This is a genomic window from Aquabacterium sp. A7-Y (assembly GCF_026153205.1).
Classification (GTDB): Bacteria; Pseudomonadota; Gammaproteobacteria; order Burkholderiales; family Burkholderiaceae_C; genus Caldimonas.
The window spans coordinates 94445-110513 of record NZ_JAPFBW010000012.1 but is presented as its reverse complement, the minus strand read 5'-3'; the positions used below and the strand labels follow the sequence as shown (position 1 = coordinate 110513).

At 69.9% G+C, this 16069-nt stretch carries 13 protein-coding genes; 11 read left to right on the top strand and 2 right to left on the bottom strand.

What is annotated here, in order from left to right; translation table 11 throughout:
* Window positions 1-10 precede the first annotated feature (10 nt).
* The 6 genes from OOT46_RS12930 (at window position 11) to OOT46_RS12905 (ending at window position 7137) form a co-directional block, all read left to right on the top strand.
* Window positions 11-1576, top strand: a complete 1566-nt coding sequence (locus tag OOT46_RS12930; protein WP_265404019.1) for an ABC transporter ATP-binding protein — start codon at window positions 11-13, stop codon at window positions 1574-1576.
* Window positions 1563-2672, top strand: a complete 1110-nt coding sequence (locus OOT46_RS12925; RefSeq protein ID WP_265404018.1) for an ABC transporter permease — start codon at window positions 1563-1565, stop codon at window positions 2670-2672. The genes OOT46_RS12930 and OOT46_RS12925 overlap by 14 nt, the downstream gene beginning before the upstream one ends.
* A gap of 1 nt (window position 2673) precedes the next feature.
* The gene (locus OOT46_RS12920; RefSeq protein ID WP_265404017.1) at window positions 2674-3600 is read left to right on the top strand and encodes an ABC transporter permease; all 927 of its coding nucleotides are present in this window, start codon (window positions 2674-2676) and stop codon (window positions 3598-3600) included.
* Window positions 3601-3716: 116 nt separating this feature from the next.
* Window positions 3717-4871, top strand: coding sequence for a BMP family ABC transporter substrate-binding protein (locus tag OOT46_RS12915; RefSeq protein ID WP_265404016.1), 1155 nt, complete (start codon window positions 3717-3719; stop codon window positions 4869-4871).
* A 75-nt stretch (window positions 4872-4946) separates the two neighbouring features.
* Window positions 4947-5990 (top strand): adenosine deaminase, encoded by a 1044-nt coding sequence (locus tag OOT46_RS12910; RefSeq protein WP_265404015.1) that lies wholly within the window; start codon window positions 4947-4949, stop codon window positions 5988-5990.
* Between the two features lie 67 nt (window positions 5991-6057).
* Entirely contained in the window at window positions 6058-7137 is a 1080-nt protein-coding gene (locus OOT46_RS12905) for a BMP family ABC transporter substrate-binding protein (protein ID WP_265404014.1), read from the top strand.
* Between the two features lie 10 nt (window positions 7138-7147).
* Here the strand turns inward: OOT46_RS12905 and OOT46_RS12900 are convergent, their stop codons facing one another.
* The gene (locus OOT46_RS12900) at window positions 7148-7768 is read right to left on the bottom strand and encodes a DUF938 domain-containing protein (protein ID WP_416136190.1); all 621 of its coding nucleotides are present in this window, start codon (window positions 7766-7768) and stop codon (window positions 7148-7150) included.
* 257 nt (window positions 7769-8025) lie between these two features.
* Here OOT46_RS12900 and opgC point away from each other — a divergent pair, with 257 nt between their 5' ends.
* Window positions 8026-9306: an OpgC domain-containing protein gene (gene opgC, locus OOT46_RS12895; RefSeq protein ID WP_265404012.1), complete on the top strand. Its 1281-nt coding sequence runs from the start codon at window positions 8026-8028 to the stop codon at window positions 9304-9306.
* Between the two features lie 49 nt (window positions 9307-9355).
* On the opposite strand, the gene OOT46_RS12890 is transcribed toward opgC, so the two are convergent.
* Window positions 9356-10216, bottom strand: coding sequence for a dioxygenase (locus tag OOT46_RS12890; protein WP_265404011.1), 861 nt, complete (start codon window positions 10214-10216; stop codon window positions 9356-9358).
* A 199-nt stretch (window positions 10217-10415) separates the two neighbouring features.
* Between OOT46_RS12890 and OOT46_RS12885 the strand changes: the two genes are divergently transcribed.
* The 4 genes from OOT46_RS12885 to OOT46_RS12870 all read left to right on the top strand — a co-directional run bounded on the left by OOT46_RS12885 (window position 10416) and on the right by OOT46_RS12870 (window position 16049).
* Window positions 10416-12947, top strand: coding sequence for an ABC transporter permease (locus OOT46_RS12885; protein ID WP_265404010.1), 2532 nt, complete (start codon window positions 10416-10418; stop codon window positions 12945-12947).
* Window positions 12948-13130: 183 nt separating this feature from the next.
* Entirely contained in the window at window positions 13131-13847 is a 717-nt protein-coding gene (locus tag OOT46_RS12880) for a GGDEF domain-containing protein (RefSeq protein ID WP_322114253.1), read from the top strand.
* A gap of 4 nt (window positions 13848-13851) precedes the next feature.
* On the top strand, window positions 13852-14661 hold the full coding sequence (locus tag OOT46_RS12875) for a MinD/ParA family protein (protein ID WP_265404105.1): 810 nt from the start codon (window positions 13852-13854) through the stop codon (window positions 14659-14661).
* Between the two features lie 44 nt (window positions 14662-14705).
* On the top strand, window positions 14706-16049 hold the full coding sequence (locus OOT46_RS12870; protein WP_265404009.1) for a M48 family metalloprotease: 1344 nt from the start codon (window positions 14706-14708) through the stop codon (window positions 16047-16049).
* Window positions 16050-16069: the final 20 nt, after the last annotated feature.

Genomic DNA, 16069 nt, shown 5'->3' with positions numbered 1-16069 from the left:
TTTTTTCGCGATGCTCAGACTCGAACTCCACGACATCAGCAAGCAGTACCCGTCGGTGAAGGCGAACGACGGCGTCCACCTGAAGGTGGCGCCCGGAGAGATCCACGCGGTGCTGGGCGAAAACGGCGCGGGCAAGTCCACGCTGATGAAGATCATCTACGGCGCGGTGCGCCCCGATGCCGGCGAGATCCGCTGGAACGGGCAGCCGGTGCTGATCCGCAGTCCCCAGGAAGCCCGCCAGCTGGGCATCAGCATGGTGTTCCAGCATTTCTCGCTGTTCGACACCCTGAGCGCGGCCGAGAACGTCTGGCTGGGCCTGGACAAGGCCGGCAGCCTGGCCGACGTGAGCCGGCGCATCCGCGCGGTCTCGGGGCAGTACGGTCTGGACGTCGACCCCGAGCGCCCGGTGCATACGCTCAGCGTGGGCGAGCGCCAACGGGTGGAGATCGTGCGGGCACTGCTGACCGGCCCGCAGCTGCTCATCCTCGACGAGCCGACCTCGGTGCTGACCCCGCAGGCGGTCGAGAAGCTGTTCGTGACCTTGCGGCAGCTGGCCGCCGGCGGCTGCTCCATCCTCTACATCAGCCACAAGCTGGACGAGATCCGCACCTTGTGCCATCACTGCACGGTGCTGCGTGGCGGCCGGGTCACCGGCGAGGTCGATCCTTCGAAGGAGAGCAACGCCAGCCTGTCGCGTCTGATGATCGGCGCCGAGCCGCCGCAGCTGGTGCACCGGCCGCCCAAGACGGGGCCGGTGGCACTGGGCGTGTCGGGCCTGTCCTTGCCGCGTTCGCACCCCTTCGGCACCGACCTCAAGTCCCTGTCGCTGGCCTTGCGCGGCGGCGAGATTCTGGGCGTGGCCGGGGTCTCGGGCAACGGTCAGCAGGAGCTGCTGGCCGCGCTCTCCGGCGAGGACAGGCGCGCACCGCAGGGCAGCATATTGCTGTTCGGGCAGGACATCTCGGGCCAGTCGCCGCGCCGCCGGCGCGACGCCGGCCTGCATTTCCTGCCGGAAGAGCGCCTGGGCCGCGGTGCGGTGCCCACGCTGTCCCTGGCCGACAACACCCTGCTCACCCGCACCGAGGCAGTGCACGGCGCCAGCGGCTGGATCCGTGTCGGGGCGGTGCGGGCGCTGGCTCAGCACCTGATCACCCGCTTCAACGTCAAGGCCGGCGGACCGGACGCCGCGGCCAAGAGCCTGTCGGGCGGCAACCTTCAGAAATTCCTGGTGGGCCGCGAGATCGACGCGGGCCCCAAGGTGCTGATCGTGGCCCAGCCCACCTGGGGTGTGGACGTCGGCGCTGCGGCGCAGATCCGCGGTGAACTGCTCAAGCTGCGCGACTCGGGCTGCGCGGTGCTGGTGGTCAGCGAGGAGCTCGATGAGCTGCTGGAGATCAGCGACCGGCTGGTCGTGATGGCGCAGGGCCGGCTCTCGCCCTCCATCCCGACCGCCCGGGCCACCGTCGAGCAGCTTGGCGCGTGGATGAGCGGCCTGTGGCCGCAGGACGGCGGCGGTGCGGAGGCGGCCGGTGATACCCAAGACAGCCATGGCAAGGTGCTGAATGCTCAAGCTTGAAGCGCGCCCCCAGCCCTCGAAGGCGATGTCCGTCGCCTCGCCGCTGCTGGCGCTCCTGATCACCGTGGGCATCGGCGTGCTGCTGTTCGCCCTGCTCGGCAAGGACCCGCTGCGCGGGCTGCAGATGTTTTTCTGGGAGCCGGTCAAGAGCGCCTATGGACTCAGCGAGCTGGCCGTCAAGGCGACCCCGCTGATCCTGATCGCGCTGGGCCTGGCGCTGTGTTTCCGCTCCAACGTCTGGAACATCGGGGCCGAGGGGCAGTTCATCCTCGGCGCGGTGTTCGCCAGTGGCATCGCGATGCAGGCCGGGCCGGAAACCGGGCGCTGGATCGTCGTGGCCATCCTGCTCGCCGGCGTCGTCGGCGGCATGCTGTGGGCCGCCATCGTCGCGCTGCTGCGCGACCGCTGCAACGCCAACGAGATCCTGGTCAGCCTGATGCTGGTCTATGTCGCCGAGATGGTGCTCAGCTACCTGGTCTACGGGCCGTGGAAGGACCCGCAGGGCTACAACTTTCCGCAGACCATCAGCTTTCTCGAAGCGACCCGCATCCCGCGCCTGTTCACCGGGCTGCGCACCAACATCGGCCTGCTGATGGCACTGGGGATGGTGGTGCTGTTCTGGCTGTTCCTGTTCCGCACCTATGCCGGCTTCCAGCTGCAGGTGGGCGGGCTGGCGCCGCACGCGGCGCGTTATGCCGGCTTTTCCTCGCGCCGTTCGCTGTGGGTCGCGCTGCTCGCCTCGGGCGGCATGGCGGGCCTGGCCGGTGGGCTGGAGGCGGCCGGGCCGCTGGGGCAGCTGACGCCCTATGTGCCGGTGGGCTACGGCTTCGCGGCCATCATCGTCGCCTTCGTCGGGCGGCTGCATCCGGTCGGCATCGTTTTCGCGGCGGCCTTGATGAGCATGTTCTACATCGGCGGCGAGCTGGCGCAGTCCCGGCTGGGCCTGCCGAAGTCCATCACCGGCGTGTTCCAGGGCCTGCTGCTGTTTTCGCTGCTGGGCTGCGACACCCTGATCCACTACCGCATCCGCTGGCAGGCGAGCGCCGCGCGCGCCGCCCGGGCGGTGCACGCTTCCGTCAGCAACAAGGCCGCCTGAGATGGACTGGAATGCAATCGCGCTGCTGGTCGCGGCTTCGATGAACGCGGGCACGGTGCTGGCGATCGCCGGACTGGGCCTCCTGATCAACGAACGCGCCGGCATCGTCAACCTGGGCGCCGAAGGCATGATGCTGGTCGCCGCCATCGCCGGCTTCGCGACCGCGGTGCACACCGGCAGCGACTGGCTCGCCTTCGCCGCGGGCGCGGGCGCCGGGGCGCTGCTGGCGGCCGCCTTCGGTGTGCTGGTGATCTGGTTCAACACCAACCAGTACGCCTCGGGGCTGGCGCTGAGCCTGTTCGGCGCGGGCTTTTCCGCCTTCGCCGGCGTGCGCTATACCCAGGAGAAGCTGAGCCAGCGGGCCCGCTTCGAGATCCCCGGGCTGGCCGACCTCCCGGTGCTCGGCCCGGCGCTGTTCAAGCACCACCCGATGGTCTACCTCGCGATTGCGCTGACGCTGGCGCTGGCCTGGTTCCTCTACCGCTCGCGCGGCGGGCTGGTGCTGCGGGCGGTCGGCGAGTCGCCCGAGGCGGCCCATGCACTCGGCTACCCGGTGCGGCGGCTGCGGCTGCTCGCGGTGGTCTGCGGCGGCGCGCTGTGCGGGCTGGCCGGTGCCTACATCTCGGTGGTCTACACACCGCTGTGGGTCGAGGGCATGATCGCCGGCAAGGGCTGGATCGCGCTGGCGCTGACCACCTTCGCGACCTGGCGGCCGGCGCGTGTGCTGCTGGGCGCCTACCTGTTCGGCGGCGTCACGATGCTGCAGTTCCACCTGCAGGGCCAGGGCGTGCAGATTGCCAGCCAGCTGCTGACCATGCTGCCCTACCTGGCGACCATCGTGGTGCTGGTGCTGATCTCGCGCAACCCGACCTGGATCCGCATCAACATGCCGGCCTCGCTGGGCAAGCCTTTTCATCCGGGCAGCTGACAGCAAGCGAGATCCACTGCCGGACGGCCCGCGGGGCGGCCGTGAAGGTGTTGGTTCACCTGTGCCCGAATCGATAATGAGCCTTCGTAGTTCCTGACATCTCCCGGAGAGACCACATGACCGATCAGACGAAACGTTCCCTGCTCAAGCTGGCGGGGTTGAGCTCGCTCGTGGCGACTGCCGCCCTGGTGGGCTGTGGCAAGAAGGAGGAGGCGCCGTTGCCGCCGACCGAGCCCGCGTCGGCCGCCGAGGCGCCCAAGGCCGAGCCGCTGAAGATCGCGTTCGCCTATGTCGGCCCGGTCGGGGACGCCGGCTGGACCTTCGCGCACGACCGCGCGCGCAAGGAGCTGGAAGCCGAGTTCGGCGACAAGATCCAGACCAGTTTCGTCGAGAACGTGCCCGAGGCGGCCGACGCCGAGCGTGTGGTGCGCGACATGGTGGGCCAGGGCAACAAGCTGATCTTCGGCACCACCTTCGGCTACATGGAGCAGATGCTCAAGGTGGCGGCCGACCACAAGGACGTGAAGTTCGAGCACGCCACCGGCTACAAGACCGCCGAGAACCTGCGCACCTACGATTCGCGCACCTATGAAGGCGCCTACATGGCCGGCGTGATCGCCGGCAAGATGACCAAGAGCAACACGCTGGGTGTGGTCGCCTCCATCCCCATCCCCGAGGTGATCCGCAACATCAACTCCTTCACCTTGGGCGCGCAGTCGGTCAACCCCAAGATCAAGACCAAGGTCGTGTGGGTCAACAAGTGGTTCGATCCCCCGAAGGAGGGCGAGGCGGCTCAGTCGCTGATCAACCAGGGCGCCGACGTGCTGATGCAGAACACCGACTCCTCGGCCGTGCTGCAGACCGCCGAGAAGGCGGGCAAGTTCGGCTTCGGCTGGGACTCCGACATGAGCAGCTTCGGACCCAACGCCCACCTCGGTTCGGCCATCATCAACTGGGGGCCCTACTACAAGAAGGCCGTCAACGACGTGCTGAACAACAGCTGGTCCACCTCCAGCACCTGGTGGGGCGTGAAGGAGGGCGCGATCGACCTGGTGGGCGTGTCCGACAAGGTGCCGGCCGACGTCAAGGAAGCGGTCGAGAAGGTCAAGGCCGGCCTCAAGGACGGCAGCTTCGCGATCTGGAAGGGCCCGATCGTCGACCAGGCCGGCAAGGAAGTGCTGGCCAAGGACGCGGTGGCCGACGACAAGTTCCTGCACGGTATCAACTGGTACGTGAAGGGCGTCGAGGGCAAGCTGCCGTCGGGCCAGTAAGCTCGTTTCCCGAGTCCCCGGGGGACCCGCCGCAGGGCAATTCCCCGGGCCCGCCATCACCACCGATCCCGCACGATGAACCGATACGCCGACATCCCCCGCGAGCGCCTGCCGGCCCTGCTGGCCGCGATGCCCAAGGCCGAGCTGCACATCCACATCGAGGGATCGCTGGAGCCCCAGCTGATCTTCGCGCTCGCGGCGCGCAACGGCGTGAAGCTCGCCTACCCGAACGTGGAGGCGCTGCGCGCGGCCTACGCCTTCACCGACCTGCAGAGCTTCCTGGACATCTACTACGCCGGCGCGAGCGTGCTGCTCCTGGAAGACGACTTCCACGACATGGCCTGGGCCTACCTGGTGCGGGCGGCCGAAGAGAACGTGCTCCACACGGAACTCTTTTTCGACCCCCAGACCCACACCGCGCGCGGTGTCGACATTGGCGTCGTGATCCGCGGGCTGAAGCGCGCGACCGAGCGCGCCCGGGCCGAACTGGGCGTGAGCGCGGCGCTGATCCTGTGTTTCCTGCGCCACCTCAGCGAGGAGGACGCGCTGCAGACCCTGGAGCAGGCGCTGCCGTACCGCGAGCACTTCATCGGCGTCGGCCTCGATTCCAGCGAGCGCGGCCATCCGCCCGAGAAGTTCGCCCGCGTCTTCGCGCGCTGCCGGGAGCTGGGGCTGCGGCTGGTGGCGCATGCCGGCGAAGAGGGGCCGCCCGAGTACATCTGGAACGCGCTGGACGTGCTGAAGGTCGAGCGCATCGACCACGGCGTGCGCTGCGTCGAGGACCCGGCGCTGGTGCGGCGCCTGGCCGAGCAGCGCGTGCCGCTGACGGTCTGCCCGCTGTCCAACGTCAAGCTCTGCGTGTTCGCCGATCTGGGCCGGCACAATTTGGGTGAGTTGCTGGCGGCCGGACTGGTGGCCACCGTCAACTCCGACGATCCTGCCTACTTCGGCGGCTACCTCAACCAGAACTACCTCGAGACCTTCGCGGCCCTGCCGCTCGATGCCGGCCATGCCTATGTGCTGGCACGCAACAGCTTCGAGGCGAGTTTCGCTTCCGCTGCCGACAAGGCCGGCTGGATCGCGCGGCTGGACGAGACCTTCGAGCGCTTCCGGTCCTGACATCCCGCTTGTCCTCTGCGCTCCAGGAGGCCAGCGGTCCTTCCCCGGAGCCATGTAGAGGAACACCATGTTCAAAAACCTCAGCCGGGCGGCCGCGATGGCCGGCCTCGCCGCTGCCGTCTTCTGCGCCGCCGGCGCTCGTGCCGAGCCGCTCAAGGTCGGTTTCGTGTATGTCAGCCCGGTGAGCGAGGCCGGCTGGACCTACCAGCACCACCTCGGCGAGCTCGAGCTCGCCAGGTCCCTGGCGGGCAGGGTGGCCGTGCGCCACGTCGAGAACGTGGCCGAGGGGCCGGAGTCCGAGCGGGTCATCCGCGACCTGGCGCAGCAGGGCCACCGCCTCATCTTCACCACCAGCTTCGGCTACATGGACCCGACCCTGAAGGTCGCGCGCGACTTTCCCGAGGTGCGCTTCGAGCACATGGGCGGCTACAAGTCGGCCCCGAACGTCGCGACCTACAACGCCCGCTTCTATGAGGGCCGCTACCTGGCGGGCCTGCTCGCCGGGCGCATGAGCAAGACTGGCACGGCCGGCTATGTCGCGGGCTTCCCGGTGCCCGAGGTGGTGCAGGGGCTGAACGCCTTCACGCTGGGCATGCGTGCGGCCAACCCGAAGGCGCAGGTGCGGGTGGTCTGGCTCAACAGCTGGTTCGATCCGCCGCGCGAGCGCGACGCAGCCCTGGCGCTGATTCGCCAGGGCGCCGACGTCGTCACCCACCACAGCGCGACCAGCGCCGCGGTGCAGGCGGCCGAGGAGCAGGGGGCGATGAGCATTCCCTACCACAGCGACATGCGCCGACTCGCGCCGCAGGGCCAGTTGACCGCGGTGACCCATCACTGGGGTCGCTTCTACACCGAGGTGGCGCAGGCCGTGCTCGCCGGTCGCTGGCGTGCCAGCCCTGCCTGGGGTGGACTCAAGGACGGCATGGTGCGGCTGGCGCCGCTGCACCCGCGGGTGCCGGCCGAGGTGGCGGCCCTGGTGCGCGAGCGCGAGCAGGCCATCGTCTCTGGCACCTTCCATCCCTTCTCGGGGCGTATCGTGGACAACGAAGGCCGCCAGCGGCAGGCCGGCGGCGTGATGCACGAGGCGGCCATCGCGACGATGGACTACCACGTCGACGGTGTCGTCGGGGCCTTCCCGAAACGCTGAAGACGGGCTCCTAGCCGCCCCGAAACACCAGACACTGGTTGTTGGCCGGCATCTCGAAACGCTGCTGCAGGTGCAGCCCCTGCGCCTGCGCGACATCCTGCACCTGTTCGAGATCGCGCACACCCCAGGCGGGATCACGCTGGCGCAGGTCGGCGTCGAACGCCTGGTTGCTCGGCGCCGTGTGGCGGCCCGCGATGCGGTAGGGCCCGTAGAGCACCAGCAGGCCCTCGGGCCGCAGGTGGGCGGCGGCGCCGCGCAGCAGCGCCAGGCAGGCGTTCCACGGCGCGATGTGGATCATGTTGGCGCAGAAGATCGCGTCGTAGCGCGGCAGCCGCCAGTCGGGCGCCGTCACGTCCAGCGGCACCGCCGGCAGCACATTGGCAAGGCCTTGCGCCCAGGATCCTATCGATTCCAGCAACTGCGCGTCCGGGTCGCTCGGCTGCCACTGCCAGCCGGGCAGCGCCACGGCAAAGTGGGCGACGTGCTGGCCGGTGCCGCTGGCGATCTCCAGCGCAGCGCCTTGCGCGGGCAGGACCTGTCTCAGCACCTCGGTGATGGGGATGCGGTTTCGCTCGGCGGCAGGGCTGTGGAGGCGGGACGTCATGGGCGGGGTGGATTGCGAGCCAAAAATGTTACCGAACTAGGTTTGTACCCCGGGACACGGGTCCGGGTGAACCCTAGGGCGGCGCCTTTCGTGACCCCTCTGTCCTTCTAGGGTGGGGAAGTGTTCGGCGTGCCGGCGCACGGCCCTTTTCGGGAGGGAGGCATCACACAAAGAGACACACCCACTGATCCGAGGGTCAAAGGGGGCGATGCCACCATGGTTCGCGAAACGCCACCTCCGTTCGCGAAACGCCGGAAGAAAGGACGTGCCTTGGGGAACCGCAGATGAACGCCACGAACGCCAGAGCCGGTGCGCCGTCGAGTGTGCCGCGCGGGCGGGACACGCGGTTGGACCTCATCCGCGGTTTGGCCGTTCTCACCATCACCTTGAACCACCAGGGCGCGCTCACCCACTTGGTGGGGCGCGACGGCAGGGATGTCCCGACACTGACCCACCTCGGTTATTCGTCGGCGGCCGAACTTTTTTTCCTGCTGTCCGGGTACCTGATCGGCAAGCTCTACCTGTCGCGGGACCAGGAGGGCTGGTGGGTCGGCGCCAGCAAGCGGGTGATGGAGCGCAGCCTCAAGCTCTACATGTGGAACGGCGTGCTGTTCCTGCTGCTGGCGGCCATCGTCCTGTTCGGCCCTCATGCCCTGAGGCAGGCCACCAACTACCACCTCCTGGCGTCTGACGGACTGCGTGCCGTGGCCGAGTTCGCGCTGCTGTACCGGCGGCCGAAGTTCCTCGACATCCTGCAGGTCTATTGCCTGTTCATGTGGACGGCGCCGCTGCTGTTCCTGGTGCTGCGGATATCGGCGCGCCTGGCGCTGCTGCTGCTGGTGCTTCCCTACGTGCTGGTCCAGATCGACCCGACCCTGTTGCCCCTGGACAGCCGGCTGGGCGGGGCCTTCCACCCCTTCGCATGGCAGCTGGTGTTTTTCGGCGGCATGCTGGCGGGCCGGCTCGACCTGCTGGGGCGCTTCACGCGCTGGCTGGAGGACAAGCCGCAGCGGGCGGCCTGGCTGCTGGCCCTGCTGCTCGGGAGTTTCGTGCTCTGTCGGGTCGACCGCTCGAACCTGCTGCTGGGCGCGTACTTCGACATGCCGGGCGTCGACAAGCGCACCGCGGGTCCGGTGCGTCTGCTGCATGCCGTGCTGGTCTTGCTGACCCTGCTGGCTCTGCCGACACGCTGGCCCGCGATCTTGAGCCACCCGCTGGCCCGGATGGTTTCGAACGTGGGCGCGCATTCGCTGCATGCGTTCTGCGCGTCCATCGTTCTCAATTACCTGGCGGCCTTGATGTGGCTGGCACGACCGGCGGACAGCACCTACTTTGCGCTGGCCTTCGGCAGTCTGGCGCTGCTGTTGCTGCTGGGCCAGGTCCTCACGGCGTGGAAACGGCCGGCCGCCCGGGCACCGGCGCAAACAGCCCTTGCACCGGCCCCCGCAGCGGCCCCGGCACCACCGGCGGCAGCCCATGTGGCTGTCCTGCGCGCCCCGGCCCAGTCGCAGCCTCAGGCCCGGCGCCCGGCGGGCAGGGAGGCGCCGCAGGGCGGCCTGGCCTGAAGCCGGCTGCGGGCCTGTCCTTCACCCGCGTTCCGACCTTGCGGTGCGTTCAAGCGGCTGCCAGCCACTCCGCCAGGCGCTGCGCCCCTGCACCGAAGGCATAGGCATCCATGCCGAGCACGCCGAAGGTCACCCCGGCATGCAGCCGCACGGCGGCGTGCTCCCGGCCGCCCGCGCCCGCCGGCGCGTAGAAGGGCAGCCAGTGCTCGTCGGTCGGATGCATCAGTGCGGCATGCGGCGCCAGCTGCCGGTAGTCCCACAGCGCCGGCCAGTCGCGCGCCGTGGAGCGCTCCAGCACCCACTGCCGGAACGCCGCCGACTCGGGCCGCTCGGGCAGGCCTTCGGCCGGCCCGCTCAGCGAGAGCAGCCTCAGGTTGTGCGTGATGCTGCCGGTGCCCAGCACCAGCACACCCTCGGCGGCGAGCGGCGCCAGCGCTTCGCCGATGGCGAACTGGCGCTCGGGGGCCGCGTCCGGGACCAGCGACAGCGGCAGCACCGGGATGTCGGCCTCGGGCCACAGGTGCAGCAGGGCTGTCCAGATGCCGTGGTCCAGCCCGCCGTGGGGCAGCACCGCCACCTCGACGCCGCGCGCCTGCAGGAGCTGGCGCACCTGCTGCGCCAGCGCCGGGGCTCCGCGCGTGTCGTAGCGCAGCTCGTACAGCGCACGCGGGAAGCCGCCGAAGTCGTGCACGGTCTCATGGCGCGGCGCGGCCAGCAGCACCGGCCGGTGCGTCGCGGTATGCGCCGAGACCGCCACGATGGCGCGCGGGCGGCCCAGGTGGCGGTCTATCGTGCGGCCCAGCCGGCCGAAGAAGGCGCCGGTGGCTCCCGGCTCCAGCGCGATCATCGGCGAGCCATGCGAGACGAACAGCGGGGGCAGCGGGGTGGAAGCGGGGGCGTTCGTATTCATAGAGGGATTGCAGCACCGCTGCCGGCCGCTTCGGTTCCAGCGGCTTGAACGTTACGTTCAAAAATGACGGCGCGGGTCGCGGGCCGGCGGGCCGCAGAGCCGGTCCCAATGCCCCCTCCATTGGCAGCCGGCGCGGCATGCGCTACTGTTCGCCGCTCCTGTGCGTCCTGATCCTGCCTGCCGCTGTCGGCCCGTCGAGATGTTTCAACCCCGTACCTTCCAGCTCGCCTGGCGCCAGACGGCGCGTGACTTCCGCAGCGGGGAGCTGCGCCTGCTGATCGTCGCGGTGCTGCTTGCGGTGGCCGCCCTGACCGCGGTCGGTTTTTTCGCCGATCGGCTCAAGACCGGCCTTGCGCGCGACGCGCGCCAGCTGCTGGGCGGCGACGCCATCGTCGCCAGCGACCTGCCGACCCCCGAGCTGTTCACCGAGCGGGCGGCCGCGGCCAGGCTGGAGAGCGCCCGCACCGTGTCCTTCCCCAGCATGGCCCGTGCGCCGGACGAGCAGGGCGGTGCCAGCCGCCTCGTCTCGGTGAAGGCCGTCAGCCCGGGCTATCCCTTGCGCGGCACGCTGAGGGTGGCCGAGGCGCCGGGCGCCGAAGGCCGCCCGGTGCGCGACATCCCGGCGCGCGGCAGCGTCTGGGTCGATGCCGGCTTGCTGGAGGCGCTGGACCTGGAGGTCGGCGACGCGCTGCTGCTGGGCGACGCGCGCCTGCGCATTGCCCGCATCATCACGCTCGAACCCGACCGCGGGGCAGGCTTCCTCGGCTTTTCGCCGCGTGTGATGCTGCACGAAGCGGACCTGCCGGCGACGGCCCTGATCCAGCCCGCCAGCCGGGTCACCTACCGGCTGGCCGTCGCCGCACGCGAAGGCCGCGATGCCGACGCGCGCGCCTGGGTCCGCTGGGCCGAGGCCGAGATCGCTGCCCGCAAGCTGCGCGGCGTGCGGGTCGAGTCGCTGGAGTCGGGCCGGCCCGAGATGCGCCAGACCCTGGACCGGGCCGAGAAATTCCTCAACCTGGTGGCCCTGCTGGCGGCGCTGCTGGCAGCGGTGGCGGTCGCGATTGCCTCGCGCGACTTCGCCGCCCGCCACCTCGACGACTGCGCAATGCTGCGGGTGCTGGGCCAGTCGCAGCGCACCATCGCGCTCAGTTACGCGCTGGAGTTCGCCGCGGTCGGCGTGCTGGCCAGCGGCCTCGGCGTGGCGCTCGGCTACGCGGTGCACCACGCCTTCGTGGTGCTGCTGGCCGGGTTGGTGGAAACCGCGCTGCCGGGCGCGAGCGCCTGGCCGGCCCTGTTCGGCCTGGGCGTCGGGCTGACCCTGCTGTTCGGTTTCGGGCTGCCGCCGGTACTGCAGCTGGCGCGGGTGCCGCCGTTGCGGGTGATCCGCCGCGATGTCGGCGAACTCAAGCCGGCCTCGCTGCTCGTGCTGGCGGCCGGCGCCTGCGGTTTCGCGGCGCTGCTGCTGGCCGCCTCGTCCGATCTGCAGCTCGGGCTGATCGCGGTCGGCGGCTTCGCCGTCGCGGTGCTGCTGTTCGCCGCGCTGGCCTTTGCCGCCGTGGCGGTGCTGCGCCGCGCGGTCCCGGAGGCGCGTGCGCCGCGCTGGCTGGTGCTCGCGACACGCCAGGTCTGCGCGCGGCCGGGCTTCGCGGTACTGCAGATCTCGGCACTGGCGGTGGGCCTGCTGGCGCTGATGCTGCTGGTGCTGCTGCGCACCGACCTGATCGGCAGCTGGCGCGCCGCCACCCCGCCCGACGCGCCGAACCGATTTGTCATCAACATCCAGCCCGAGCAGTCCGAGCCCTTCCGCCAGCATCTGCACGACGCCGGCGTGGCCAGCTTCGACTGGTACCCGATGATCCGCGGCCGGCTGGTGGCGGTGAACGGGCGCGAAGTGGGCGCCGGCGACTATGCCGAGGCGCGCGCCAAGCGCCTGGTCGACCGCGAGTTCAACCTGAGCCACGCGGCCCAGATGCCGCCCCACAACGAACTTGCCGCCGGGCGCTGGATCCCCGAGGAGCCCGGTGGACTCAGCGTGGAATCGGGCCTGGCCGAGACGCTGGGCCTGAGGCTGGGCGACCGCTTGCGTTTCGACATCGCGGGGATGCCGGTCGAAGGCCGCATCACCAGCCTGCGCAAGGTCGACTGGGCCTCGATGCGGGTGAACTTTTTCGTGATGTTCCCGCAGGCGCAGCTGCCCGAGCTGCCGTCCACCTACATCGCGGCCTTCAAGGCGCCCGTGGCGCCGGGCTTCGACAACGCACTGAGCCGGGCCTTTCCCAATATCACCGCGGTCGACGTCTCGGCCTCGCTCGGCCAGGTGCAGCAGGTGCTGGACCAGGTGATCCGGGCGGTCGAGTTCTTGTTCGGCTTCACGCTGGCGGCCGGCCTGGTGGTGCTGTTCGCGGCGGTGGTCGCCACCCGCGAGCAGCGCTCCCGCGAGTTCGCGATCATGCGCGCGATGGGCGCGGGCAGCGCGCTGCTGGGCCGGGTGCAGCGCGCCGAGCTGCTGGGCGTTGGCGCGCTGGCCGGCTTCCTGGCTTCGCTGGCCGCCTCGGCGGTCGGCTGGGCGCTGGCGCGCTGGGTCTTCGACTTCAGCTGGCATCCCTCGCCCTGGGTCCCGCTGGCCGGCACGGCGGCCGGTGCGCTGCTGGCGCTGGCCGCCGGCTGGTGGGGGCTGCGCGAGGTGCTGCGACGGCCGGTGGTGGAAACTTTGCGCAAAGCCGCCGCCTGAATCACGGCTGACAGAAAATTCTTCGCGCCGGCTCTTCAGTACCGTCCGCTTCGTCCGATAAGCAGCAAACAGGGGGGTGTTTCGCCGGTCTATTCGGTGGTTCGCCGCCCGGTACCCCGCTGCTAGACTGCGTTGAACCAATCCCTTTCCTGCATTGTGGACTTTGAGCCTGCCTCCTTTGTGGTGAACTTGCGCGAGCTGAAGCTCGAGCAGGCGCTGACGCTGCTGCAGCAGGGCGGTTATCCGCTGCCGCAGCAGCAGGACGCATCGCCGGCTGCCTGGCTGCAGGCCGTCATCGACGGCCTGTGCGACCTGTCGCTGCGCGACGCGCTCACCGGGCTCACCAACCGGCGCCATTTCCGCGCCGTGCTGGAACGCGAGATCGACCGTGTCGCACGCACCGGCGAGTCGGCGCTGCTGTTGATCCTCGACATCGACCACTTCAAGCGCATCAACGACACCCATGGCCACGAGTCGGGCGACCAGGTGATCCAGGCCGTCGGCCGGCGCCTCAGCGACTGTGTGCGGCCGATGGACACCGTGGCGCGTTACGGCGGCGAGGAGTTTTCCATCGTGCTGCCCAACTGCCAGCCGACCTTCGGCCTGGCGGTGGCCGAGCGCATGCGTGTCGCCATCGAGAGCCGGCCGGTCAAGCTGAGGTCGGGCCACGAGGTCCACATCAGCGCCAGCGTCGGCGGTGCCTATGCCCCGCAGTGGGTGCGCTCCTCGGTGTCGCTGTGGATGGAGCGGGCCGATCTTCAGCTCTACTGTGCCAAAACCGAAGGGCGCAACCGGGTCTGCCTGGAGCAGGCAGCGATCAGCAGCGTCAGTGCCGAAGAGAAAGGCATGCTGTTTGGTGTCAGTGCCTCCGAATTGCAGGAGGAACCGGACGATGAATGAATCTATGAACTCCAGCCACGCTCAATCCCTCCCGGCCGAGGGCCGGAAGGCCTGGGTCCTGGCCGTGACCAGCGGCAAGGGCGGGGTCGGCAAGACCTTCGTGTCCGCCAACCTCGCGGCGGCCCTGGCCAAGCGCGGCCACAAGGTGCTGGTGCTGGACGCCGACCTGGGCCTGGCCAACCTGGACGTGGTGCTGAACCTCTTCCCCAAGATCACCTTGCACGACGTCTTCACCGGCAAGGCCACCCTGGACGAAGCCGTGCTGGCGGCGCCCGGCGGCTTCTCGGTGCTGCTGGCCGGCTCGGGGCTGGTGGAGTATTCGCGCCTCACGCCCGAGGTGCGCGACAAGTTCCAGGCCGCGGTCGCCTCGCTGGTGCCGCGCTACGACTACGTGCTGCTGGACACCGGCGCGGGCATCTCCGATGTGGTGCTCTATGCGGTGTCGCTGGCCGACGAGGTGCTGGTGGTGGCGACGCCCGAGCCCACCTCGCTGACCGATGCCTACGCCACCATCAAGGTGCTGGCGACGCAACAGCGCCGGCGCACGCTGCGCCTGGTGGTGAACCAGGTGGCGCGCCCCGGCGACGGCAAGTCCATCGCCCAACAGCTGCAGAACGTGGTGGACCGTTTCGTCTCCACGCCGGCGGGCGACGCCGTCAAGCTCTCGCACGTCGGCGACATCCCGCTCGACCCCTCGGTGCGCGAGGCGGTGCAACGCCGCCAGCTGCTGCTGGAGGTCCTGCCCGGCTCGGCCGCCGCCCAGGGGGTGAAGAGCGTCGCGGCCAAGGTGGACACGCCCAGCGACCGGCCCTGAGCCCTTTCTACAATTCGGGGAGTCTGTCTTTCAGGGGCTCCCTCATGGACTTTCCTCACGACCTCGCGGCGCGCCTGCAGCGCAACCGCCTGAGCCGGCGCGACACGCTGTGGCTGTTTGGCGCCGGCACGGCCGGCGTCGCGCTGCTGCCGGGCTGCGCCGTCTCGCCGGTGTCGGGGCAGAACATTGTCGTCGGCATGAGCGAGGCGCAAGAGCGCCAGGTCGACCAGCAGCATGCGCCGCACCAGTTCTCGCAGGACCTGGGCGCGGTGCAGGACGGTGCGCTGAACCGCTACGTTGCCGAGGTCGGGCAAGGCCTGCACCGCCAGTCGCACCGGCAGGAGATGCCGTACTCCTACCGGGTGCTCAACGCCAACTACGTCAACGCCTACACCTTTCCGGCCGGCGCCGTGGGCGTGACGCGCGGGATCATGACGGAGCTGCAGGACGAGGCCGAGCTGGCGGCGTTGCTCGGCCACGAACTGGGCCACGTCAACGCCCGCCACGCGGCGCAGCGGCAGGGCCAGGCGATGATGGCCCAGGCCGTGGTGCTGGGCCTCAACGTCGCGGCGTCCAGCTCGCAGTGGGGGGCGCTGGCCGGGCTGGGCAGCCAGCTCGGCGCGAGCGCGCTGCTGTCGAGCTATTCGCGCGACAACGAACGCGAGGCCGATGCCCTGGGGCAGGAGTACATGGTGCGTGCCGGCTACCCGGCCAGCGGCATGACGCAGCTGCACGGTATCCTGCTCGAGCAGCAGAAGGAGGCGCCCAGCCTGCTGGAGACGATGTTTTCCTCGCATCCGATGAGCACCGAGCGGCGTGAGACCGCGCAACGCCTGGCCGAAACGCGCTATGCCAAGAGCCGCGGCGCGCCGGCCGGGCGCGAACGGTTCATGGACCACACCGCGGGCCTGCGTCGCATCAAGCCCACCGTCGAGGCCTGCAAGAACGGCGAGACCGCCATGTCCCGCAAGGCCTACCCGAGCGCCCAGGGTGAGTTCGCGGCGGCGCTCAAGCGCACGCCGCAGGACTACGCCGCCAACCTGCGCATGGCGCAATGCCTGCAGGCCCAGGGCCAGACCCAGGATGCGCGGCGTTATGCCGACACCGCCAAGACCGTCTACCCACAGGAAGCGCAGGCCCGCAAGCTGGCCGGCGTGCTGGCCCTGAGCGCGCGCGAGCCCGAGCGCGCCTACGAGGAGCTGCATGCCTTCGACCGGCTGCTGCCAGGCGACCCGGGTGTCGTTTTCCTCAAGGGGGTGTCGCTGGAGGGCATGGGCGAGAAGGCGCGTGCCGCCCAGCACTACAACAGCTACCTGCGTTTGACGCGGCAGGGCGATGCCGCTACCTACTCGGCCAGCCGGCTCAAGGCCTGGGGGTATTTGAAGTGACTGCGAAGCGAGACCGAAGT